We start from the raw sequence: 21731 nt of genomic DNA on the forward strand, positions 1-21731 counted from the left end.
AACATTTGTGCCAAAAGACTGGAGATGGCAAAGAACCTAACTACCCGAAAAGAAGATTACTCAAAATGGTATAACGAACTGGTTGTGAAGGCCGACCTGGCAGAAAATTCTGCCGTGAGAGGCTGTATGGTTATTAAACCTTACGGTTATGCAATTTGGGAAAAAATGCAGGCACAACTTGATAAAATGTTTAAGGAAACAGGACATCAAAATGCTTATTTCCCGCTCTTTGTTCCTAAAAGCCTGTTTGAAGCTGAAGAAAAGAATGCTGAAGGTTTTGCTAAAGAATGTGCTATAGTTACTCATTATCGATTAAAGAACGATCCCGATAATGCCGGAAAATTAATAGTAGATCCTGATGCAAAGCTGGAAGAAGAGCTGGTAGTAAGGCCAACATCTGAAGCTATTATCTGGAATACTTATAAAGGCTGGATACAGTCGTACCGCGATTTGCCCATCCTGGTAAACCAATGGGCCAATGTAGTGCGCTGGGAGATGCGTACCAGGCTTTTTCTGCGTACAGCCGAATTTTTATGGCAGGAAGGTCACACCGCACACGCCACTAAGGCTGAGGCATTGGCCGAGACAGAACAAATGAATAATATCTATGCAGAATTTGCCGAAAATTTCATGGCAATGCCTGTGATAAAGGGTAGAAAAACAGAGAGTGAGCGTTTTGCAGGGGCTGTAGAAACTTACTGTATAGAAGCAATGATGCAGGATGGAAAAGCCTTACAAGCCGGGACTTCTCACTTCTTGGGGCAGAACTTCGCTAAGGCATTTGATGTGAAATTTGCTACAAAAGAAGGGGGGCTGGAGCATGTTTGGGCTACTTCATGGGGAGTGTCTACAAGATTGATGGGAGCGTTGATTATGACGCATAGTGATGATAATGGGTTAGTGCTGCCTCCAAACCTGGCGCCAATACAGGTTGTAATTGTGCCAATTTACAAAGGGCAGGAGCAATTAGATCAAATTTCGGAAGTTGCCAATAAGCTTACTGCCGATCTTAGGGCCCAGGGAATTTCGGTAAAATACGATGATCGCGATACTCAAAAGCCAGGTTGGAAATTTGCACAGTATGAACTGCAGGGGGTTCCTGTAAGAATAGCTATTGGCCCTAAAGATCTTGAAAAGGGTTCTGTGGAGTTAGCAAGAAGAGATACGCTGAGTAAAGAGTTTGTTCAGCAAAACGAGGTAGTAGAGCGGGTAAAAGGGCTTATGACCGAGATTCAGGAGAATCTTCACAATAAAGCAAAGGCCTTTCGTAACGAACATATTACAGTGGTTAACGATTTTGAAGAGTTCAAGAAAGTGCTTAAGGAAAAGGGAGGGTTTATTTCAGCGCATTGGGATGGCACTGCAGAGACAGAAAATAGGATCAAAGAACTTACAAAGGCTACCATCCGTTTAATCCCTTTTGATAATGAAAAAGAGGAAGGCGTTTGTGTTTTCACCGGGAAACCATCGGTGGGGAGGGTGCTATTTGCAAAGGCTTATTAATTTTTTTAAAAAAAATTCCTCAACATTTGCGGCATTCAAAAATAGTTGTATTTTTGCATCCGCATTTGAAAATAAATGGTCCGTTCGTCTAGGGGTTAGGACGCCAGGTTTTCATCCTGGTAACAGGGGTTCGATTCCCCTACGGACTACAAAGGTTTACAAGTCGTGTAAACCATCTTTGAAATAGTAAATTGGTCCGTTCGTCTAGGGGTTAGGACGCCAGGTTTTCATCCTGGTAACAGGGGTTCGATTCCCCTACGGACTACAGAAAAAGAATTAATTTAATAAGAGTATAATGGCAAATCATAAGTCATCGTTAAAGAGGATCCGTAGCAACGAGACAAAACGTCTTAGAAATCGCTACCAGCATAAAACTACCAGGAATGCCATCAAAAAGTTACGTGAGGCAGGAAAAGAGGAGGCAGAGACTTTGTACCCTACTGTAGCTTCTATGATTGACAAATTAGCGAAGAAAAACATTATTCATGATAATAAAGCCTCTAATCTTAAATCAAGATTAGCTAAGCACGTAGCTGCGCTTTAATTAAGATAGTGTTCAATTTATATAGGAATGCCTTTCGTCTTGACGAAAGGCATTTTTTATTTTTTAAAATCAGATGATAAAAACAGACCATGAATCATGATCAAAACTGGGGGATTAGGCAAAAATTGTGGTTAATCTGAACAGGAAGAATTCGATATTTTTTACTCCTCTAAACTGGCTTCTAAAAGCTTATGGTATTCAATTAAAGGATACTACTGAAACATTTATACTCCTGTTCTAAGATAGTTTAAGGATGGTAGTGCATGGACATATTATTTTCTTCCTGCGTAAGGAGGAGTGTCTATAAGCGGGAGGAATGTTTTTTTCTAAGGAGTTGTAGCAACAAGGTATCAAAGGGATCAAGAACAAAAGTTGTGGACTAGCTAAATAATGTAGTTAATCTGTACAGGAAAAATTCTACATTTTTCACCCCTCTAAATTGACTTCTAAAAGCTTTAATTTTTGCATTGAATGATTCTGCTGAAGCATTTGTGCTTCTATTTCTAAAGTAGTTTAAGATCGATCTGTAGTTGAGACTTATTGTTGTGGCAACGGTGTTAAATGATTTAAATCCGGATTCTTCTACTTCTTTATACCAATGGGCTAATCTTGTATATCCTGCTTCAATAGATTTTGTCTGGTTAAATACATTTCTAAGGCTATTGACAAGTGCATAGGCTTTATCAATGTCTGTATATTCATGGAACAAGATTTTAGCTCTTTTAGATTGACTTTCTGTCCATTTCGATGGAGCTTTGTATAGCAGATATCTACTCCTGGCCAATAACTGTTTCCTGGTATCTCCATTGGTAAAGGTCTCTGGAGTATAACTTTGGCCTTTTAATTTTCTCTTCTGTATCTGCTCGTTTTCATAATCAATTGCTTCCCATCGATGCTTGATCCGGAGGTTCTGAAGGGCTTCAATAGCCAGCTTCTGGACGTGGAATCGATCTGTGACTTTTATTGCTTTTGGAAAACATTTCTGCACGATAAGCTTCATGGAATGAGCCATATCTAAGCTTATCTCCTTCACTTTATTGCGTTGATAAGAAGGGATCTTTAGTAATTGCTCAATGATAGCTTCAGCTTTAGTACCGGCAATAATAGCTACAAGTGCTCCTTTTTTACCTTTAGCCTTCTTATTGGTGATGATCGTGTAGAGCTCTCCTTTGGATAGAGCAGTCTCATCAATGGAGAGGTAAGGTCCCATATTCTCTGGAAAGATAAGCCACTTTCTGGCGTGCTTCTTTTCTTTCCACTGCTTAAAATCACTCAGAAAGTCTTTGTACTGGCGCTGCAGTTTCTTTCCATTGACACTGTAGAAACTTCCAATAGTATGGCAGTCAGAAGCCTTAGTATCGACTAATTTCTTTTAAAAAAGCAGCGAACTCGTTGGTCATACGTGTTCCCTGTGCTACTAAGTTCCAGTCTCTTTGCACTACCTGTCCGGTATCTTTATCCAACCATCGACGGCGTTTCACATGAAGATAAACGGTGTTTCCCCGGAGCGGAAAGTCTTGAATAGTAATTTCTTTGTGGAAACCTTTAGATACTAAAATCTTTGAAGAATGTTCGTCAGGAGGGATATTGCGTTCTTCAAAATAAAGATGAAGTACTTCTTTTTCTTTTCTACTCTTTTCTAAGTCAAAATTCTCCACCAAGAATTGTGGAAGTACAAGCTTAATCAGGTCCAGGTAATTATTATCCACCTACAGTAATTTTTCTGCAAAGATCGAGATTTACTCCAATTCCTCCACAACATTTAGGAATGATCCTATCAAAGCCCATAAAAAAATCCGGTGCATCAAAAGATGTCCGGATTTTGTCATTTTAGGAAGGTATGATCCTTAACCGTTCATGGAGATTAAAAACTCCTCGTTGTTCTTTGTTTGTGTAATACGGCCATTGATAAATTCCATGGCTTCCACAGGGTTCATGTCGGCCAGATACTTGCGCATTACCCACATTCTTTGAAGTGTGTTCTCGTCAAGCAGGATATCATCTCTTCTTGTACTGGAAGAGGTAAGGTCAATGGCTGGGAAAATTCTTCTATTGGCAATTTTCCTGTCTAATTGAAGTTCCATGTTACCGGTACCTTTGAATTCTTCAAAGATCACCTCGTCCATTTTAGAGCCTGTTTCGGTAAGTGCTGTGGCGATTATTGAAAGAGATCCGCCTCCTTCAATATTTCGTGCTGCACCAAAGAATCTTTTAGGCTTGTGAAGCGCATTTGCATCAACACCTCCAGAAAGTACTTTTCCGCTGGCAGGTTGTACTGTATTATATGCTCTGGCTAAACGGGTGATGGAATCCAGAAGGATCACTACATCATGACCACATTCTACCATTCTCTTGGCTTTTTCAAGCACAATGTTTGCAACACGTACGTGTTCGTGAGCTTCCTTGTCAAAAGTTGAAGCTATTACTTCTCCTTTTACATTACGCTGCATATCGGTTACCTCTTCAGGACGTTCATCAATAAGCAGGATAATTTGATATACTTCAGGATGATTTGCAGCAATTGCATTTGCAATATCCTTTAGGAGCATGGTTTTACCTGTTTTTGGCTGGGAAACGATCATTCCTCTTTGTCCTTTTCCTATAGGAGAGAACATGTCAATAACCCTGGTAGAAACTGTGCTTTGTCTTTCGGCAATGTTGAATTTTTCCTGAGGGAAAAGTGGAGTAAGGTGTTCAAAAGAAACCCGGTCTCTCACTACTTGTGGATCAAGACCATTGATCTTGCTAATCTTGATAAGCGGAAAATATTTCTCTCCCTCTTTTGGAGGTCTTACCTGGCCAAGAACGGTATCACCGGTCTTAAGTCCAAACAATCTTATCTGGGATTGAGAAACATAAATATCATCTGGAGAAGAGAGGTACATGTAGTCTGATGACCTAAGGAAGCCATATCCGTCCTGCATGATATCAAGTACTCCTTCACTTTCTATAATTGCATCAAACTCGTAATCGGGTTCTTTATAACGATTTCTGTTATCGCGGTTTCCTGTATCTCTGTTCCCGCTGTCGCGGTTGCCTGAGTTGTCTCTGTTCCCGTTGTTGTCGCGGTTGCTATTGTCGCGGGTATTGTCACGATTTTGGTTGCGGTTATCCCGTGCATCTTTCTGCCTGGTATCTTTGCGGTCTTTTTGTTGATTTCGCGAAGAAGAATCTTTAGAAGTTTGCTGGCGGGAAGAATCTTCTTTCTTTCCTTTCTGCTCATTCCTGTTGTCAGATGAAGGTTTTGCTTCCTGTGACTTTTCTTTTTGTTCTCCTTTGTGATCTGCTTTTTTCTCAGAGACCGGTCGTTGGTCTGCTGGATTTTTTGCAGTACTGGATTTTTCTTTTCTGGGGCGGGTTTTTCGCTGTTTCCTGGCAGTATTTTGGTCTTCCTGGGATTGAGGTTTTCCCTCTTCATCTGTCAGTACCTCCTGAACTTTTTGCGGATTGGCCGCCTGATAATCAAGGATTTTGTATACCAGGTCAAGCTTTTTCTGCGTACGGTATTTTGGTACCTGTAGCGTTTTGGCTATTTCCTGAAGTTCAGGCAGCTTCTTAGCCTTTAATTCTGAAATTTCAAACATGAATGTTCTTAAATAAAATTGGTCTTTGGTTTAATTAACCTTCTCGAGGAAGAATCGAAAAAATTTTTGGAGTCTAAGTAACCTTTATTGAATTGGTTACGAATTGATACTGCAATTATACGATATTATTTTCAGATTATAAATATGGTTTCTAAAAAGAATCTTTTATTTTTGTGCCTCTATTGAAGATAAATGTTACAAAGAATTCAGACAGTTTATTTATTAATTGCCGCCCTTTTCAATGCAGGTTTTATTTTTATATTTGAACTGTGGAATGATTTGGCTGGAAATCCGGTATACATCGAGGATGTTTATTCGGCTTTAGGGTTAACACTCTTTTCGGCTTTACTTTCAATAATTACGATCTTTTTGTTTAAAAATAGAAAGCTTCAGTTTGTGCTGGGGCGTGTCAATATCTTATTAAACTTAATTTTACTAGGATTATTTGTCTATTGGTCTCTAACTGTATCTGGAGAAACTTCGGTTTCAGAGAAAGGTATTGGGATGCTGACTCCTGTATTTTCTATCGTTTTTTTAGTGCTGGCCAATAAGGCTATAAAAAAGGATGAAGATCTTGTAAAATCTGTAGACCGACTGCGATAAACCTTTCATCTTAGTAGTATTAGTGCGTAAAAACCCGGAGTGAAAGCTCCGGGTTTTTTGGTTTCAGGCTTAAAGAATATAAGATTCCAAAAATGGCATTTTTGGCAGGTATTCCTGAAGCAGTATTCTCAATTAACAGATCTATCAACTACTAATCAATAACTATTAGCTACTGATCACCGATCACTGCTCACTACTTTTTTCCCCAGTTCAATCACCTCAAGATCTTTGATATCCTTCCCGTCAATCTTGAATCTTAGCATTGTTCTTACCTGGTGAAAACCCTGTTTTCCTGCTGCGCCGGGGTTCATGTGAAGTAAACCGAGCTTCTTGTCGTTCATCACTTTTAAAATATGGGAATGCCCGCTGATAAAGATCCGGGGTGGGTTGGCTTTGATCTCTTCTTTAACTGCAGGGGAGTAACGGCCGGGGTAGCCCCCAATATGCGTAATCCACACATCTACTTCTTCACATATAAACCGGTTGTTTAGGGGGAATTCCTTTCTTATGCCCCCGCCATCTATATTCCCGTATACGGCTTTTAGTGGTTTTACTTTTTTTAGAGAATCGCTTACCTGCAGTGTGCCAATATCTCCTGCATGCCACAACTCATCAGCTTCAGCAGCATATTTCAGGATGCGGTCATCAAGATAACCATGGGTGTCACTTAGTAGTAAGATCTTTTTCATAGGGAATAATTATAACAAGATTAATAATCTACCGCCGGGAAGAATGAGCAGTTGCCTTTAATGGCTTATCTTTGTTTCTTTAATTTGCAAAAGTAAAAATTTAGGTTGAGATATTTTTTGGAGCTGGAATTCTTCGGAAAAGCCTACCACGGCTGGCAACGACAGCCTACGGCGATAACCGTGCAGGAGGTAATAGAAAATTCCTTAAGCACCCTGCTTCAGGAAAAAATTGAAGTGCTGGGTGCCGGAAGAACAGATGCGGGAGTGCATGCAAAGCAAATCTTTGCACATTTTGATACCGAAGCTATCCTGGGGCAGGAATTCATCTTCAGGATTAATTCGCTGTTGCCAAACGATATTGCGGTTAGAGATCTCGTTGCTGTACGCCCCGATGCTCATGCGCGCTTTGATGCTGTAGCCCGTTCTTATGAATATCATGTTACCACCAAAAAGAATGTGTTTGAAAGAGAGACAGCGTATTTTTTACAGAAAGAACTTAATGTGGAAGATATGAATGCAGCTGCGCAGATATTATTGGAGTACACAAATTTTAAGTGTTTTTCCAGGTCCAGGACCGATGTTTTTACCTACAACTGCACGATAACAAGAGCAGAGTGGGAACAACGGGATAACCTGTTGATATTTCATATTACTGCAGATCGTTTTCTTCGGAATATGGTGAGGGCTATTGTAGGTACTCTGGTAGAGATAGGATTGGCCAAACGCGAAATAGAAGATATGCATCAGGTAATTAAAAGTGAAAACAGAAGCAAGGCCGGAGCTTCGGTGCCTGCGCACGGATTATATTTAACCAGGATCGTGTATCCTGAAAGTATTTTGATTTAATGGCAGCAACAACAGGAAATGCTTTCGATTTTAGATTATTTAAGCGATTGCTTAATTATGCCTTCGCCTACAAAGGCGCCTTCTATTTTGTAGCTATAGCCGCTATTTTGCTCTCCTTCCTGGGGGTGATGCGGCCTTATTTATTGCAGCTTACTATAGATAATTCTATAGTGCCACAAGATAATGATCAGCTTTTCTTTTATATAAGTCTCATGCTGGGAGTGCTGGTGCTCGAGGTACTTTTCCAGTTTTGTTTTATTTATTTCGCCAACTGGCTGGGGCAGGAGGTAATTCGCGATCTAAGGGTGAACCTCTTTAAGCACATGCTTCAGTTTAAGATGAAGTATTTTGACAACTCTGCTGTGGGGCGTCTTGTAACCAGGGCGGTGAGCGATATCGAGACTATCGCGAGCATCTTTAGTGAAGGGCTGTTCATGATTATTAGTGACCTCTTAAAAATGACAGTTATCCTGGCTTTTATGTTCTATCAAAGCTGGAGGCTCACACTTTTGGTACTTGTGGTACTGCCATTTATCCTCTATGCGACAAGGGTTTTTCAAAAGAAGATGAAGCTGGCTTTTGAAGAAGTGCGTACGCAGGTAGCAAACCTTAACACTTTTGTGCAGGAGCGAATTACAGGAATGAAGATCGTGCAGCTCTTTACCCGGGAGGAAAAAGAATACGAGAATTTTAAAGAGATCAACGATAAACACCGTAAAGGCTGGGTTAAAACTGTGTGGTATAACTCCATATTCTTTCCCATTGCCGAAATGGCCACTTCTATCACCATAGGTTTAATTGTGTGGTATGGAGGGCTAAGAGTTGTTGAAGGCAGTGAAGCTATTACCCTGGGGGTAATAGTGGCCTTCGTTGAGTTAAGCCAAATGCTTTTTAGACCTTTGAGACAAATTGCCGATAAGTTCAATACCCTTCAAATGGGAATGGTAGCCGCAAACAGGGTTTTTGGCGTGCTCGATACTCAATCTTCTATTCCCGATAACGGTAAAATTGCTGTAAATCATTTAAAAGGAGAAATTGAATTTAAAGATGTTAGATTTAGCTACGTGGGTGATGAAGAGGTGCTAAAAGGAGTCTCTTTTAAGGCAGAAACCGGTGAAACAGTTGCAATTGTAGGAGCTACAGGGGCTGGAAAATCTACTATAATTAACCTGCTGAATCGTTCCTACGAAATTTCCAGCGGGCACATTCTTATCGATGGTATAGATGTTAAGGATATGACCCTGAAATCCCTTAGAGGGGAAATCGCGATTGTACTGCAGGATGTTTTTCTTTTTGCTGATACCATCCTTAACAATATCACCCTAAACGATCCCAATATTACAAAGGAAACGGTAATACAGGCAGCCAAAGATATTGGTGTCGACAATTTTATTGCCAGTCTTCCGGGGGGGTATGATTATAATGTGAAGGAGCGCGGGGTAATGCTCTCTTCAGGTCAACGTCAATTAATCGCATTTTTGAGAGCCTACGTGAGCAACCCGAGTATTCTGGTGCTGGATGAGGCTACTTCTTCAGTCGATTCTTATAGCGAACAACTCATACAGGATGCTACGTTAAAGATCACCCAGGGCCGTACTTCCATCGTGATTGCCCACAGGCTGGCTACAGTGAAAAAAGCCGATAAGATCCTGGTAATGGATGCCGGGAAAATAGTGGAGATGGGCACTCATGCTCAACTGTTAAAGAAAGAAAATGGATACTACAAGAACCTGTATGAGGTGCAATTTATGCAGGAAGAACAAAGCCTTTAAACAAGGTCTGCCTTTAATTTCTGGATGAGGTCTTCGCGATCTTCGTACATCACAAACTCACCATCCTTGATATAAGAGATCTGTCCTGTTTCTTCACTTACTACCAGGGCCAGGGCATCTGTTTTTTCAGTAATACCAACAGCTGCTCGGTGTCTTAATCCGAATCGTAGTGGTATGGTGCGGTCATTTGAAACGGGTAGAATCACCCTTGTAGCGGTAATGTAATTGTCTTCAATGACCAAAGCCCCGTCATGTAGAATACTATTCTTGTAAAAAATAGATTCAATTATGGGCTGGTTGACCAGGATCTTCATGGGGTCCCCGCTTTGTTTTATAAAGTCCAGGCTGGTATTTCTCTGTATCACAATTAGAGCCCCGGTGTTTGTTTTTCCCATGTTTTCACAGGCTTTTACAATTGCCTCAACATCATTGGGCGTTTCGAGGTCGTCCTTGATCAGCTTTAAAGTTTGTAAAAAGCGCCTTCTTCTGGCAAAGTTTGTAGAGCCAATCATGAGCAGGAATTTCCTGATCTCCTGCTGAAAAACCACGATAAGGGCAAACATTCCCACGCCGATAAATTCCCCCAATACACTGCTAAGCATTTCCATGCGCAGCAATTGGGTGAGTTTGCCAACAAAGTAAATGATCACAATTCCAATAAAAATATTGACGGCTACCGTGCCCTTAACCAACTTGTAGATGTAGTACAGCAAGGCTGCAATAAAAATGATATCAACAATATCGAGAATACGTAGATCGAGAAAGTCCAAGTGGGCGTGCTTTTTGGTAAATGTAAAAAATTATAAACTAGTTTTTCAGCCGCTCAATCAATTTCACACATTCTACCGCTTCTTTTACGTCATGCACCCTAAGAATGTGAGCTCCTTTCATCAAAGATACTGTGTTGAGAACAGTAGTGCCGTTAAGGGCTTCTTGGGGTGTGGTATTAAAAGTTTTGTAGATAAGTGATTTCCGGGAGAGGCCAGATAAAAGCGGCAAATTCAGGTTTTCGAATAATTCCAGATGAGACAGTAATTCAAAATTCTGTGTTACATTCTTAGAAAATCCGAACCCCGGATCTATAATTAGGTCATTGATGCCCAGCTGTCTCGCCAGGTCAATTTTTTCAGAAAAATATGAGAGAACGTCCTGAGTAAGATCTTCGTACTGGTTCAGGTCTTTCATGGTTTTAGGATTACCTCTCATGTGCATCATGATATAAGGTACCTGTAGTTGCGCTACCGTTTCCATCATTTTATCGTCAAGGTTTCCTGCGGAAATATCGTTGATAATGGCTGCTCCGGCTTCAACACTTTGTCGAGCCACTTCACTTCGGAAGGTATCTATAGAAATAATAATGTCTGGAAATTTCTCTACCAGGGCTTCTACTACCGGAAGTATTCGCTGAAGTTCTTCTTCCTCCGAAATATCTTCGGCGCCGGGCCTGCTGCTATAGGAACCTATATCTATGAAATCGGCTCCCTCAAGCAGCATTTTCTCTGTCTGTGCCAGGTGTTCCTCGAGGCTTGTGCGGCGTCCTCCATCATAGAACGAATCGGGAGTAATGTTGAGGATTCCCATAACTTTTGGAACAGAGAGATCTATAAGGCGGCCTTTACAGTTGATATACATCTTAAAAATTGCTGTTTTTTGGTTGGAAAAATTAACTTTGACGAATAGAATAAAATCAGCGAAATTTACACAAATTACCCGTTTCTATGAAGGATACTTCCGCCCAATATGATGCTGTGATCGCCGAATGCCGCAGTCTCTTCCTTAAAAAAATGAAAGATTATGGCTGTGCATGGCGTATTTTAAGGCTTCCTTCCCTTACAGATCAAATTTTTATAAAAGCACAGCGAATTCGGGGGCTTCAGGAAAATGAAGTGCGTAAAGTAGATGAAGGTGAGGTGCCAGAGTTTATTGGCATCATCAATTATTCGGTGATGGCTTTGATTCAGCTTGAAAAAGGAGTTGCCCTCCAGCCCGATCTTTCAAATGAGGAGGTCGAGGAGCTTTATGTGCGCACTACCGCCCGTACAAAGCAGCTCATGGAAAATAAAAATCACGATTATGGCGAAGCCTGGCGCGATATGCGGGTAAGTTCTTTTACCGATCTTATTCTTCAAAAAGTGCTTCGCATTAAACAAATTGAAGATAATAAAGGTAAAACACTCGTGAGCGAAGGCATAGCAGCAAATTATGAAGACATGATCAACTACGCAGTTTTTGCCCTTATACACATTCATGAAAAAAGCGAATTAAGCCAAACTTAAGCAATATACTATGAAAATTCTGGTAGAGGTTTCCCGTTGGATAGTCGGACTCTTGTTCATTTTCTCCGGATTTGTAAAGCTGAATGACCCTATAGGTTTTTCATTCAAACTGGAAGAGTATTTTAGCCCTTCGGTACTCGATCTTGAATTTTTAGCGCCCTTTGCACTTATCATCGCCATTCTGGTGGTGGTATTTGAACTTGTACTGGGCATTATGCTGCTCATTGGCTACCTGCCAAAATTTACTACCTGGGCACTGCTGCTTATGGTGATCTTCTTTGGCTTTCTCACTTTTTACTCCGCCTACTACAATAAGGTGACCGATTGTGGTTGCTTTGGCGATGCAATTCCTCTCACGCCCTGGCAGTCATTTTATAAGGATATGATACTGCTGGTGCTTATTCTTATCCTGTTTTTCAACAGGAAGTACCTTACACACTATTTTGCCCGGGCATCTCATAGATGGATCGTGTTTTTGAGTTTTATGCTGTGTTTCATTTTTGCCTATTATGTTTTGATGCACCTGCCAGTCTTCGATTTCAGGGCTTATAAGGAAGGTACAAATATTGCCCAGGCCATGACCGTACCGCAGGGTGCGCCCCAGGCGGTTTATGATTATAACTGGAAGTTCCGCGTAAACGGCGAAGAGAAGGTTTTTACAACTCAGGGATCTTATCCCAATGTGGACGGGGAGTTTCTCGAGGTAGAAACCCAGCTCGTGCAAAAAGGTTATGAGCCGCCAATTCACGATTTTTCTATTGAAAAAGACGGCGAAAACCATATTTCTTCCCTTCTGGCTGAAGATAAACTGCTTATGGTTGTGGCTTACAGTCTTAGGCGCAGCGAAGCCCCCGGCTTACAGCAGCTCGATGCAGTAGTAGAGCGTGCCCGCAGCAATGGCTACAGGGTGATAGGCCTTTCGGCTTCAGGGGAGGAGCTCAAGGAGCAAATAAATGAGAAATACAATCTTGATCTTGACTGGTATTTCAGCGATGAAACTGCACTTAAAACAATAATCCGGAGCAATCCCGGCCTGGTGAAGCTTCACAAAGGAACTATTGTAGAAAAGCTGCACTGGAGTGATGCTGAAAAACTTCAGTTTTAGAGGGTTCCAAAAATGGCATTTTTGAAGGGTATTTTCTGAAGTATTTATTTTCCGAAGTTAGTTCATTCGAAATATTCCGAATTGCTTCCGTAGAAAAAAGAGGGCCAAAAAAGGCATTTTTGACACCTTATTTTTATGCTTTTTCTCGTTTTTCCGCAGGTTCTTAGCCGTGGCAATGTTATATTTGTAGTTCAGGCCGGGCAATGAGAAAAATTTCGGCCAATCTATTAATTACAAATACTTATTTACCCCTAAAACAACCATTATGAGAGACAAAATAGTTGCCGGAAACTGGAAAATGAACAATGATTTGGCGCAAACCGAAGATTTGCTGTCAAACATCAAAAAATCATATAAAAAAGATCAGGATGTGCGCGTTATCGTGGCGCCTTCTTTCACAAATCTACACCACGCATTTGAATCTTTGAGAGATTCATCTATAGATGTTGCTGCACAAAACATGAATGAGAATAGTGATGGGGCTTATACCGGCGAGGTATCTGCGTCTATGCTTACCAGCATTGGTGTGAAAACCGTTATTCTTGGACATAGCGAGCGTCGTGCCATTTTTAAAGAAACAGATGCACTGCTTGCAAAGAAAGTTGATACCGCTCTTGAAAATGATATGGAAGTGATCTTTTGCTGCGGAGAGGAACTGAATGAACGTAAAGCTGAAAAACATTTTGACGTTGTGAAAAGTCAGTTGGAAAAAGGCATTTTTCATGTTTCTGAAGGGCAGTGGAACAAGATAGTGATCGCCTACGAACCTGTTTGGGCAATTGGAACCGGAGAAACTGCTTCTCCAGAACAAGCACAGGAAATGCATGCTTTTATCAGAAAAACCATTGCTGAAAAGTTTGGAAGTGAACTGGCTAATAATGTTGCAATTCTTTATGGAGGCAGCGTAAAGCCCGGAAATGCGCAGGAGATATTTGCTAAAGAAGATGTGGACGGTGGCCTAATTGGAGGTGCGAGCCTTAAAGCCGAAGACTTCTTAGCGATTGTAGAGGCTTTTTAATAAGAGAATAGTATGAATTATCTGGAGTTTAAATTTTTAATTGAACCTCTACAGCCGGCATCAGAGATCCTTATTGCCGAACTGGGCATGGCAGGCTTTGAAAGCTTTGTAGAGAATGAAGACGGAATTACTGCTTACATTCCTAAAGAGGAATATGATGCAGAGTCAATGGCGGGAATACACATACTCCAGTCTAATGAATTCGATATTTCCTTTACCCAGACAGAAATTGAACAGGTAAACTGGAATATTGAGTGGGAAAAGAATTTTCACCCCATTGTTGTTAATGACCAATGTGGGGTAAGAGCTCCGTTTCACCCCAAGCCAGATGTGAAGTATGACATTGTGATTGAGCCTAAAATGTCATTTGGAACCGGGCATCATGCTACTACTCACATGATGATAGAATTTATTTTAGAGCAGGACCTGCAGGAAAAAAAAGTTTTGGATATGGGTTGCGGCACCGGAGTATTGGCTGTTGTAGCCGAAAAACGTGGTGCCTCTCAGCTTGATGCCATTGATATAGACAATTGGTGTTACCAGAATACGCTGGAGAATGTGGAGCGAAATGACTGCCACAAAATCGAAACTTTTGAAGGCGGGGCAGAGCTACTGCAGGGTCGTCACTATGATGTGATCATTGCCAATATCAACAGGAATATCTTGCTTGAGGATATGGGAACCTACAATAATAGCCTTAATGAGGGCGGGGAACTCTATCTCAGCGGATTCTATTCAAAAGATATTCCCGTGATCAAAAAGGAATGTGAAAAGTACGGGATGGAATACAATGATTATAAAGAACGGGAAGACTGGGTCGCTTTAAAATTTACAAAGCATAAAAACTGAAAAGAAATTCTTATCTTTAAGCCTGTTTTTTCAAATGAAAATGTCTGACTATGAGTGCACAAGAAGAAGTTCTTGAAAAAAAGAAAGTTGAAACAAAAGAATCAAAACTTTATGAGATCGTCCTGTATAATGACGATTACAATACGTTTGATCATGTAATAGAAACGCTTATTGTTGTGTGCGAGCATACACCTGAGCAGGCCGAACAGTGTTCTCTCCTGGTGCATTACAAAGGTAAGTGTACTGTTAAAACCGGAACATACAAAGATTTGGAGCCGCGCTGCGGAAAACTTCTAGAAGAAGGCCTGTCTGCAGAAATCGTATAGCAACTTCTTTTGAATTCAATAATAAAGGGTAAGATTCTTCGGAATTCTTACCCTTTATTATTTCTGGTAGTTCAAAAATCAGGGATTCTTTCTGCACCTTCCGAAACTTTCCAGTTCAACGGAAGCTGAGTTTAAGTGAATTTTTAAATAGTAGGGTTAGGTCCTGGCTCAGAAATGCCTGCTCCAAAAACCATACTGCTGCTTTTTCTACAAGAGAAGTGAAGAATTATTTTTCCTCTTTAGACTCAGTTCTTTTTCGTGAGTCTCTTTGCATCATACGGCGATATTGGTCTGTATAGCCCCAGTCTCTTCTTCTTGATTCCTTAGTTGTCACTCCTGGTTTTTTTGGCAGGGTGGATGACTTCCCTGTTTCGAATTTTTTTTCTGTGTCCATGATCTTTTTTTTTTAAATTCTGCCCCTTGTTGAGTTTGGACAGAAAGCTACATAACCCCCAGTAGCCGTAGCTTAAATTTAATAAACGTTTTGATTTAAAATCATAAAAATCAGGTGTTTAACTTCTTCTTTAGAATGATTTATAGATGCCTGAATTTTTTGTGAGGGCGGGTAAAAAAGAGAAGGGGAAAGGCTGGTGCGGGAAAGTTTTCTGAGAGGGGAAGCTAAATTTAAAACTCGTGTAAACTGTGGTAAATCAGAGGAAATCGGTAAGATTGATATTCCAGTAGGATAAAGTTAATGGCCTGGTACAAATTTTCTTTTTTAGAAAGGATGATGAGGTTTTTCGGGTAAATCTTAAACTTCTGTTAATGCTTTTTACTATGTTTGTGTTATGAAAAAAGCGCAGATCTTCAGTCTCTTACTCATTCTTTGCTTCTCTGCCTTTAATGGTTGTGGGGAGGAAGACAGGAAAGAGGAGGAGCCCCGGCCCGCACCGGGTAGCGCTGGCCATTTTTATCTAATGGGGCTGGATACTTCAGATCCTCATAAGAAGCTTGAATTCTACAATAAAGGCCTTGATGCCGTTACAGATAAAAAAGATACCTCGCTGGTAGCGCTGCTGGATGGGAAGGTGTTTGCATTTCTTCGCCTGGGCGAAATGGATAGTGTTCCGTTCTGGATAGATAGCCTTATCACAACGGCACGGTTTCAGGGTGATTTGTTTTATGAAGCTAAAGGCTATTTCAGGAAATCCCAGATTTTCAGAAATAATAATCCTGAAGAACAATTCAGAAATGCCTTTTATTCCCGTAACCTGTACCTTAAATATGGCGATACAAGCATGGCAGGCAGGCGGTCTCTTGACATGGCTAACGCGCAGCTTGGCTTAGGAGATATTGTGGGAAGCCAGGAAACTGCTACCGAAGCTATAAAATATCTGGACCATACCAGGGACGCGAATTATGTGAGTTCTGCATATAATGTACTGGGGTTATCCTATGGTACTCAAAGGCTTTTTTCTGAAGCGCTCAAAGAGTACAAGCAGGCCTTAAGGTACGCTGTAGATAGGGAGGACAGTATCAGCTATCTTCACAATATTGCTCTCTTACATAAAGATCAACAAGACTATTCTGAAGCAATTGAGATCTTTGAAGAAATTTTAAAATCTGATGAGATCGACGAACTTTCACGATTGAGATATCGTGAAAATCATGCGTATACAAAGTGGTTACAGGATTCTACTACCAACGCAGAGGCCGTTCTTACAGAGGTGATGCAGAAAAGGCTGGAAATAAATGACCATTCAGGTTTAATAGCAAGTTATTTTCACCTTTCAGATTACTTCAGGAATATTAACAGCGGCAAAGCAAAATATTATGCCGAAAAATATTACGATAAGGCCATTCAGCTTTCGTATCCCACAGCGCAGGTTGATGCTCTAAAAAGGCTCATTCCGCTAACTGAAGGGAAAACTAGAGAGGCATATATAGACAGGTTCCTTTTTCTTAACGACAGTCTTGAAGAAGCTGATACCAGGTTGAGGTTCCAATTCGCAAAAATAAGATTTGACGAAGAGAAAAAGGAGCAACAAATCCACCTTTTAAAAGCTGAAAATGTAACGCAGCATTTGCAAACAGAGAAAATGCGAACCCGCAATATCATTAGTTCTCTTGCTGCCCTTTTGATCTTAATAATTTCCGGAACATTTTTTTATAACGTGAGGCAGCGCGGAAAAAGGGAAAAAATAAAGCAAATATATCTTACCGAAAGCAGGATCTCAAAGAGAATCCATGATGAACTCGCAAATGACATCTACCATGTAATGAGTTCTATTGAACCGGTGGCCCCTGCAGTGGTGGTAGACCGGCTGGAGGATATTTACCAGCGCACCCGCGATTTTTCCCGTGAAAACAGTGAGATTGCAACAGGAGAAGAATATTTATCGGGTCTGCTCAACATGCTCTCTGGTGCAGTACCAACCGGAACCCGATTAATTGTACGTGGAGAGAACACCATCAACTGGCGCAACTTAAGCCGTGAAACGAAAATAGTGGTGTATCGCGTTCTTCAGGAAATGATGGTGAATATGAGAAAACACAGCAAAGCCAAACTCATAGCCCTTATTTTCTCTACGGAAGAAAAATGTCTTAAGATCAGTTATTCTGATAATGGAGTAGGGGTAGATGCATCAATCCTCGAAAACGGGAATGGCATTAAAAACCTGAAGGAGCGGCTAAAAACCATTAAAGGAAATGCCATTTTTGACACTTCAGGAAAAGGGTTAAAGGCAGAGCTCTCTGTGCCCCTGAGTTCATAAAATTTTAATTAAAAAAATTCAGGAGCCGGGAAGCTCTAGTTTTGTGAATTATCTTTTGGAGGAGGAGTATATTTTAAGAAGTACATCTTATCTCCACTAGGGTGATCCCATTCATTGAATAATTCAAAGCCATACCGGCGGTAAGCCAGGCTTATACGTTTTATTCTGGTTTCAGCATAAATAGGAAGTTGTAGTTCCTGCGCAATGGCATAAAATTTATTTTTCATGTCATACGCTATTTTTGCATCATCACTTCCCCGGGCATCACTCAATATTCCCCAGAACCAGCAGTAGAGGTAATCTCCTTCTTTTGGCCGCTGAGATTTTACATACTTCTGCACTTTCATTGCGGCAAGTCCTTTTTTAATGCCGGTCACATTAATGGCCAGCTTGAGATCCATAATAAGATCTTTCCAGAAATTCTTGTCACTGCTGTTTGTCTTGAAAAGAATAGCTATGCCTTTTTCATCGGGAGAGGTAATAAGCGCATCTTTTTCAATGGCCTTTTCTACCATGTAAGTTGCCAGGTAGTGAAATCTCTTTTCCCGTTTGTTATCGTCTTTAACGATCTCCATTGAGGTAGGGACTTCCTGTAAAAGAGTAGAGACGTTGTCTATTATTTTCTGCTTGTTCAAGGACGTTAAATTTTTCCGAAAGATAGAAAAATGACTTGAGTTTGGCTTCTTCGGAAGAATAAAATTCAATCTCGAAGAAAACAGCTTCAGAGATTAATCTTAATTATATTTTCATTTTGAAGCTGTTTTGGAATGGTTTTTTACATTTGTTTTTTGATCAGTAAAAATCTTATGAAAAAAATTCCGTTTTTCCTTATTCTACTTCTGGCTTTAAATGCAGGAGCGCAGTCCAATTCCGAAGCAGATTCTCTCTATATTCGCAAACTTTATGATGTGGCTCTGCTTCAGGGACAGGGCTACGCATGGTTAGATCACCTGTCCAACAAGATTGGAGGCCGGTTATCTGGTTCTGTGAATGCACAGCGCGCTGTAGATTACACTAAAGCCGAACTTGAAAAGCTGGGACTTGACCGGGTGTGGTTACAGCCGGTGATGGTTCCTAAGTGGACGCGCGGTAATCCCGAATATGCCTATATCCAATCTCCCGGTTCTCCTTCAAATACAGTAAATATACTTGCTCTGGGCGGGTCTGTCGCTACTCCCGATACAGGTCTTAGAGCTAAAGTGATTGAAGTGCAGGGTATTGAAGATTTGGCGAGATATGGAAAAGAACAAATTGAAGGGAAGATTGTTTTTTATAACCGGCCTATGCGAGCCGATCTCATTCATACTTTTGAAGCCTACGGGGGTTGTGTAGATCAACGCTATTCTGGTGCGGCCGAGGCTGCAAAATATGGTGCGGTAGGAGTAATTGTGCGATCGCTTTCTCATAAAATAGATGATTATCCTCACACAGGCTCAATGAGTTATGGAGACCTGCCCAACAGTAAAAGGATTCCTGCAGCTGCAATAAGTACTAAAGATGCCGAATACCTTAGCAGCTTGCTAAAGCTGAATAAAGATCTCGATTTTTACTATAAAATGAACTGCCGTAATTTTGAAGATGTAGAGTCTTACAATGTTATTGGTGAAATAAAAGGCAGTGAACGCCCAGATGAGTACATCGTAGTTGGAGGGCATCTCGATTCATGGGATGTAGGCGACGGAGCTCATGATGATGGTGCCGGGGTGGTGCAGTCAATGGAAGTTTTAAGGCTCTTTAAGGAAGCAGGAGTTCGGCCTAAGAGAACTATTCGGGTGGTGCTGTTCATGAATGAAGAAAACGGCCTAAGAGGTGGAAATAAATATGCCGAAGTAGCCAAACAGAATGGTGAAAACCACATTTTTGCGCTTGAAAGTGACTCTGGCGGGTTTACACCCCGTGGTTTTTCATTTGATGCACGAGATTCACAATTTGAAAAAATTGAATCCTGGAAACCCCTTTTTGAACCTTATCTTATTCACTATTTTGCAAGAGGAGGCAGCGGGGCAGATATTGGCCCCCTCAGGAATGAAAGCACGGTGCTGGCAGGACTAAGGCCCGATTCTCAGAGGTACTTTGATCACCATCACGCAGCTACCGATACTTTTGAATCGGTGAATAAACGCGAACTTGAACTTGGAGCGGCCACTATGGCTTCCCTGGTTTATCTTGTAGATAAATACGGATTTGACGATATTAAGAACGATCCCGAAATCCCTAAATAAAAGTATGGTCGGCTAACGCTGTCTGGTAACTAAACTTTCTATCTTTGCAGCCTTAAACTATAAGGGTGCAACTTACTGCCTACACAAAAGAATTTGGAAAGAATTTAAACATTGCCTATCCCGTAATGCTGGGCCAGCTGGGACATGTGATGGTTGGGCTGGCCGATAATATTATGGTTGGCCGGCTGGGTGCTGCACCTCTCGCAGCGGTTTCACTGGGCAACAGCCTCGTCTTTATAGCGCTTTCCCTTGGAATCGGGTTTTCTTTTGCCATCACGCCACTCATTGCTGAAGCTGATGGGGCGGGAGATATCGAGACCGGAAAAAGCTATTTTCACCACGGTATTATCATGTGTGGGATCAATGGGATTTTTCTTTTTCTCCTGCTCCTGCTGGCAAAACCAATACTTTATCATCTTGACCAGCCACCCGAAGTGGTAGACCTGGCAATACCATATCTCGAGATTGTGGCTTTTTCTATGATCCCGCTTATGCTGTTTCAGGCCTATAAGCAGTTTGCCGACGGCCTGTCTCAAACCCGGTATGCCATGTATGCTACCTTGATAGCCAATGTGGTGAATATTGTATTCAATTATTTGCTGATTTATGGAATCTGGATCTTTCCGCGCCTTGAACTGGAAGGTGCGGCCATGGGAACTTTGATCTCAAGGTTTTTTATGATCTGGTTTATCTGGGAGATCTTAAGAAGGAAGAAAAAATTCCGGCAGTATTTTGTCTGGTCCCGGAAAGGCCTCCTCAAAATTGACATTTTTAAGAGGTTATTTGCCCTTGGTTTTCCCACGGCCCTGCAAATGCTCTTTGAAGTGGCTATCTTCACGGCAACAGTTTTTCTAGCCGGTACCCTGGGAACAAATCCGCAGGCGGCAAATCAGATTGCGCTCAACCTTGCCTCTATGACCTTTATGGTCGCAGTAGGTCTTGGGGTTACCGCCACAATCAGGGTGGGGAATCAAAAGGGAAAAGCAAATTATCACGACCTTCGGCGTATAGCATTATCCACATTTTTACTGGTCTTTTTCATTGAAGCAGTGTTTGCCGTAGGTTTTATACTTCTTAAAGATTGGCTGCCCACGCTGTACATAGATAATGCAGAAGTGATTTTACTTGCAGCACAACTTTTAGTCGTAGCCGCACTATTTCAGTTAAGTGATGGTTTGCAGGTGGTGATCCTGGGCGCTTTAAGGGGCTTGCAGGATGTCAAATTTCCCACCGTAATTTGCTTCATTGCTTATTGGATCATCGGTTTCCCCGTGTCCTGGTATTTGGGAAAGGAAACCAGCCTTGGCAGTATGGGAATTTGGTTCGGATTACTCGCCGGGCTTAGCGCATCTGCTTTTATGTTGTATCTTCGATTTAATTCTTTGAGCAAAAAATTACTTTTTTCGGCTGTTGCGAACGAGCCGGAGAAACAAAAAATATCTGAATAACTATGGATTTTCCAAAATTCCTCTTAGGTGATAATACCGATTATCCCGACGCTATTTTTATAATTCATACTGAATTTCCGCGTTTTATATTAAATCTTGAAGACGATGAAGTAGAGTGGCTGGAAGATTTTGATGCCTCCGATGAAAAGGAACTCGCTTCTGAAGCCGAAGGCCTCATTCAACAGGCTAACGACTTTTATGATCGCGAAATTTCGAGATATGATGAATAGCC

At 41.2% G+C, this 21731-nt stretch carries 22 protein-coding genes and 2 tRNA genes; 16 read left to right on the forward strand and 8 right to left on the reverse strand.

What is annotated here, in order from left to right:
* Nucleotides 1–24: 24 nt before the first annotated feature.
* The 4 genes from proS to rpsT all read left to right on the forward strand — a co-directional run bounded on the left by proS (nucleotide 25) and on the right by rpsT (nucleotide 2047).
* Entirely contained in the window at nucleotides 25–1503 is a 1479-nt protein-coding gene (proS, locus tag VS868_RS10465) for a proline--tRNA ligase (protein ID WP_345597305.1), read from the forward strand.
* A gap of 77 nt (nucleotides 1504–1580) precedes the next feature.
* A tRNA-Glu gene (locus tag VS868_RS10470) sits at nucleotides 1581–1652 on the forward strand.
* A gap of 44 nt (nucleotides 1653–1696) precedes the next feature.
* Nucleotides 1697–1768: transfer RNA gene (locus VS868_RS10475), tRNA-Glu, on the forward strand.
* Between the two features lie 30 nt (nucleotides 1769–1798).
* Nucleotides 1799–2047 carry a 30S ribosomal protein S20 gene (gene rpsT / locus VS868_RS10480; RefSeq protein WP_266071065.1) on the forward strand — a complete coding sequence of 83 codons (249 nt, stop codon included), beginning with the start codon at nucleotides 1799–1801 and terminating at the stop codon, nucleotides 2045–2047.
* 379 nt (nucleotides 2048–2426) lie between these two features.
* Here rpsT and VS868_RS10485 read toward each other — a convergent pair whose 3' ends face one another.
* From VS868_RS10485 to rho, 3 genes are all read right to left on the reverse strand, one after another.
* Nucleotides 2427–3347, reverse strand: a complete 921-nt coding sequence (locus VS868_RS10485; protein ID WP_345599806.1) for a transposase — start codon at nucleotides 3345–3347, stop codon at nucleotides 2427–2429.
* Nucleotides 3348–3399: 52 nt separating this feature from the next.
* Nucleotides 3400–3756, reverse strand: a complete 357-nt coding sequence (locus VS868_RS10490; RefSeq protein ID WP_266068495.1) for a transposase — start codon at nucleotides 3754–3756, stop codon at nucleotides 3400–3402.
* 138 nt (nucleotides 3757–3894) lie between these two features.
* Nucleotides 3895–5631, reverse strand: a complete 1737-nt coding sequence (gene rho / locus VS868_RS10495; RefSeq protein WP_266071064.1) for a transcription termination factor Rho — start codon at nucleotides 5629–5631, stop codon at nucleotides 3895–3897.
* Nucleotides 5632–5823: 192 nt separating this feature from the next.
* On the opposite strand from rho, the gene VS868_RS10500 reads away from it, so the two are divergent.
* Complete coding sequence (locus VS868_RS10500) at nucleotides 5824–6234, forward strand: DUF4293 domain-containing protein (protein ID WP_266071063.1); 411 nt, start codon at nucleotides 5824–5826, stop codon at nucleotides 6232–6234.
* Nucleotides 6235–6410: 176 nt separating this feature from the next.
* Here the strand turns inward: VS868_RS10500 and VS868_RS10505 are convergent, their stop codons facing one another.
* Nucleotides 6411–6923 carry a metallophosphoesterase family protein gene (locus VS868_RS10505; RefSeq protein ID WP_266071062.1) on the reverse strand — a complete coding sequence of 171 codons (513 nt, stop codon included), beginning with the start codon at nucleotides 6921–6923 and terminating at the stop codon, nucleotides 6411–6413.
* 105 nt (nucleotides 6924–7028) lie between these two features.
* On the opposite strand from VS868_RS10505, the gene truA reads away from it, so the two are divergent.
* Both truA and VS868_RS10515 read left to right on the forward strand, forming a co-directional pair.
* Nucleotides 7029–7769 (forward strand): tRNA pseudouridine(38-40) synthase TruA, encoded by a 741-nt coding sequence (gene truA, locus VS868_RS10510; RefSeq protein WP_266071061.1) that lies wholly within the window; start codon nucleotides 7029–7031, stop codon nucleotides 7767–7769.
* Nucleotides 7769–9541, forward strand: coding sequence for an ABC transporter ATP-binding protein (locus tag VS868_RS10515; protein WP_266071060.1), 1773 nt, complete (start codon nucleotides 7769–7771; stop codon nucleotides 9539–9541). The genes truA and VS868_RS10515 overlap by 1 nt, the downstream gene beginning before the upstream one ends.
* Here the strand turns inward: VS868_RS10515 and cdaA are convergent.
* On the reverse strand, nucleotides 9538–10311 hold the full coding sequence (gene cdaA / locus VS868_RS10520) for a diadenylate cyclase CdaA (protein ID WP_266071059.1): 774 nt from the start codon (nucleotides 10309–10311) through the stop codon (nucleotides 9538–9540). The two genes, VS868_RS10515 and cdaA, sit on opposite strands and share 4 nt — an antisense overlap.
* 37 nt (nucleotides 10312–10348) lie before the next feature.
* Complete coding sequence (folP, locus tag VS868_RS10525; protein WP_266071058.1) at nucleotides 10349–11173, reverse strand: dihydropteroate synthase; 825 nt, start codon at nucleotides 11171–11173, stop codon at nucleotides 10349–10351.
* Nucleotides 11174–11259: 86 nt separating this feature from the next.
* Between folP and VS868_RS10530 the strand changes: the two genes are divergently transcribed.
* The 5 genes from VS868_RS10530 to VS868_RS10550 all read left to right on the forward strand — a co-directional run bounded on the left by VS868_RS10530 (nucleotide 11260) and on the right by VS868_RS10550 (nucleotide 15115).
* On the forward strand, nucleotides 11260–11817 hold the full coding sequence (locus tag VS868_RS10530; protein WP_266071056.1) for a DUF1599 domain-containing protein: 558 nt from the start codon (nucleotides 11260–11262) through the stop codon (nucleotides 11815–11817).
* 10 nt (nucleotides 11818–11827) lie between these two features.
* Nucleotides 11828–12922: a BT_3928 family protein gene (locus VS868_RS10535; protein WP_345597313.1), complete on the forward strand. Its 1095-nt coding sequence runs from the start codon at nucleotides 11828–11830 to the stop codon at nucleotides 12920–12922.
* A 265-nt stretch (nucleotides 12923–13187) separates the two neighbouring features.
* Nucleotides 13188–13940, forward strand: coding sequence for a triose-phosphate isomerase (gene tpiA, locus VS868_RS10540; RefSeq protein ID WP_345597314.1), 753 nt, complete (start codon nucleotides 13188–13190; stop codon nucleotides 13938–13940).
* A gap of 12 nt (nucleotides 13941–13952) precedes the next feature.
* Nucleotides 13953–14789, forward strand: a complete 837-nt coding sequence (prmA, locus tag VS868_RS10545) for a 50S ribosomal protein L11 methyltransferase (RefSeq protein WP_345597316.1) — start codon at nucleotides 13953–13955, stop codon at nucleotides 14787–14789.
* A gap of 50 nt (nucleotides 14790–14839) precedes the next feature.
* On the forward strand, nucleotides 14840–15115 hold the full coding sequence (locus tag VS868_RS10550; RefSeq protein ID WP_266067915.1) for an ATP-dependent Clp protease adaptor ClpS: 276 nt from the start codon (nucleotides 14840–14842) through the stop codon (nucleotides 15113–15115).
* A gap of 226 nt (nucleotides 15116–15341) precedes the next feature.
* On the opposite strand, the gene VS868_RS10555 is transcribed toward VS868_RS10550, so the two are convergent.
* A complete protein-coding gene (locus VS868_RS10555) occupies nucleotides 15342–15509 on the reverse strand; it encodes a hypothetical protein (RefSeq protein WP_266067914.1) in 168 nt (55 codons plus the stop codon).
* 394 nt (nucleotides 15510–15903) lie between these two features.
* Between VS868_RS10555 and VS868_RS10560 the strand changes: the two genes are divergently transcribed.
* Complete coding sequence (locus VS868_RS10560; protein WP_266067913.1) at nucleotides 15904–17829, forward strand: tetratricopeptide repeat-containing sensor histidine kinase; 1926 nt, start codon at nucleotides 15904–15906, stop codon at nucleotides 17827–17829.
* A 35-nt stretch (nucleotides 17830–17864) separates the two neighbouring features.
* Here the strand turns inward: VS868_RS10560 and VS868_RS10565 are convergent, their stop codons facing one another.
* The gene (locus tag VS868_RS10565; RefSeq protein ID WP_266067912.1) at nucleotides 17865–18464 is read right to left on the reverse strand and encodes a hypothetical protein; all 600 of its coding nucleotides are present in this window, start codon (nucleotides 18462–18464) and stop codon (nucleotides 17865–17867) included.
* A gap of 171 nt (nucleotides 18465–18635) precedes the next feature.
* Here VS868_RS10565 and VS868_RS10570 point away from each other — a divergent pair, with 171 nt between their 5' ends.
* The 3 genes from VS868_RS10570 (at nucleotide 18636) to VS868_RS10580 (ending at nucleotide 21729) form a co-directional block, all read left to right on the forward strand.
* Nucleotides 18636–20051, forward strand: a complete 1416-nt coding sequence (locus VS868_RS10570) for a M20/M25/M40 family metallo-hydrolase (RefSeq protein WP_345597320.1) — start codon at nucleotides 18636–18638, stop codon at nucleotides 20049–20051.
* A 65-nt stretch (nucleotides 20052–20116) separates the two neighbouring features.
* Nucleotides 20117–21499, forward strand: a complete 1383-nt coding sequence (locus VS868_RS10575) for an MATE family efflux transporter (protein WP_266067910.1) — start codon at nucleotides 20117–20119, stop codon at nucleotides 21497–21499.
* A gap of 2 nt (nucleotides 21500–21501) precedes the next feature.
* Nucleotides 21502–21729, forward strand: coding sequence for a hypothetical protein (locus tag VS868_RS10580; RefSeq protein WP_266067909.1), 228 nt, complete (start codon nucleotides 21502–21504; stop codon nucleotides 21727–21729).
* The last annotated feature ends 2 nt before the right edge of the window (nucleotides 21730–21731 follow it).

The sequence above is a fragment of the Salinimicrobium sp. 3283s genome, from assembly GCF_039602225.1.
In the GTDB taxonomy this organism is placed as follows: domain Bacteria; phylum Bacteroidota; class Bacteroidia; order Flavobacteriales; family Flavobacteriaceae; genus Salinimicrobium; species Salinimicrobium profundisediminis.

What these genes read in the sequence shown, in the direction of transcription:
- proS (WP_345597305.1), top strand. Translation starts at nt 25, where the DNA reads ATGGCAAAGAACCTAACTACCCGAAAAGAAGATTACTCAAAATGGTAT.
- rpsT (WP_266071065.1), top strand. Translation starts at nt 1,799, where the DNA reads ATGGCAAATCATAAGTCATCGTTAAAGAGGATCCGTAGCAACGAGACA.
- rho (WP_266071064.1), bottom strand. Translation starts at nt 5,631, where the DNA reads ATGTTTGAAATTTCAGAATTAAAGGCTAAGAAGCTGCCTGAACTTCAG.
- VS868_RS10500 (WP_266071063.1), top strand. Translation starts at nt 5,824, where the DNA reads ATGTTACAAAGAATTCAGACAGTTTATTTATTAATTGCCGCCCTTTTC.
- VS868_RS10505 (WP_266071062.1), bottom strand. Translation starts at nt 6,923, where the DNA reads ATGAAAAAGATCTTACTACTAAGTGACACCCATGGTTATCTTGATGAC.
- VS868_RS10515 (WP_266071060.1), top strand. Translation starts at nt 7,769, where the DNA reads ATGGCAGCAACAACAGGAAATGCTTTCGATTTTAGATTATTTAAGCGA.
- folP (WP_266071058.1), bottom strand. Translation starts at nt 11,173, where the DNA reads ATGTATATCAACTGTAAAGGCCGCCTTATAGATCTCTCTGTTCCAAAA.
- VS868_RS10530 (WP_266071056.1), top strand. Translation starts at nt 11,260, where the DNA reads ATGAAGGATACTTCCGCCCAATATGATGCTGTGATCGCCGAATGCCGC.
- VS868_RS10535 (WP_345597313.1), top strand. Translation starts at nt 11,828, where the DNA reads ATGAAAATTCTGGTAGAGGTTTCCCGTTGGATAGTCGGACTCTTGTTC.
- tpiA (WP_345597314.1), top strand. Translation starts at nt 13,188, where the DNA reads ATGAGAGACAAAATAGTTGCCGGAAACTGGAAAATGAACAATGATTTG.
- prmA (WP_345597316.1), top strand. Translation starts at nt 13,953, where the DNA reads ATGAATTATCTGGAGTTTAAATTTTTAATTGAACCTCTACAGCCGGCA.
- VS868_RS10550 (WP_266067915.1), top strand. Translation starts at nt 14,840, where the DNA reads ATGAGTGCACAAGAAGAAGTTCTTGAAAAAAAGAAAGTTGAAACAAAA.
- VS868_RS10555 (WP_266067914.1), bottom strand. Translation starts at nt 15,509, where the DNA reads ATGGACACAGAAAAAAAATTCGAAACAGGGAAGTCATCCACCCTGCCA.
- VS868_RS10560 (WP_266067913.1), top strand. Translation starts at nt 15,904, where the DNA reads ATGAAAAAAGCGCAGATCTTCAGTCTCTTACTCATTCTTTGCTTCTCT.
- VS868_RS10570 (WP_345597320.1), top strand. Translation starts at nt 18,636, where the DNA reads ATGAAAAAAATTCCGTTTTTCCTTATTCTACTTCTGGCTTTAAATGCA.
- VS868_RS10580 (WP_266067909.1), top strand. Translation starts at nt 21,502, where the DNA reads ATGGATTTTCCAAAATTCCTCTTAGGTGATAATACCGATTATCCCGAC.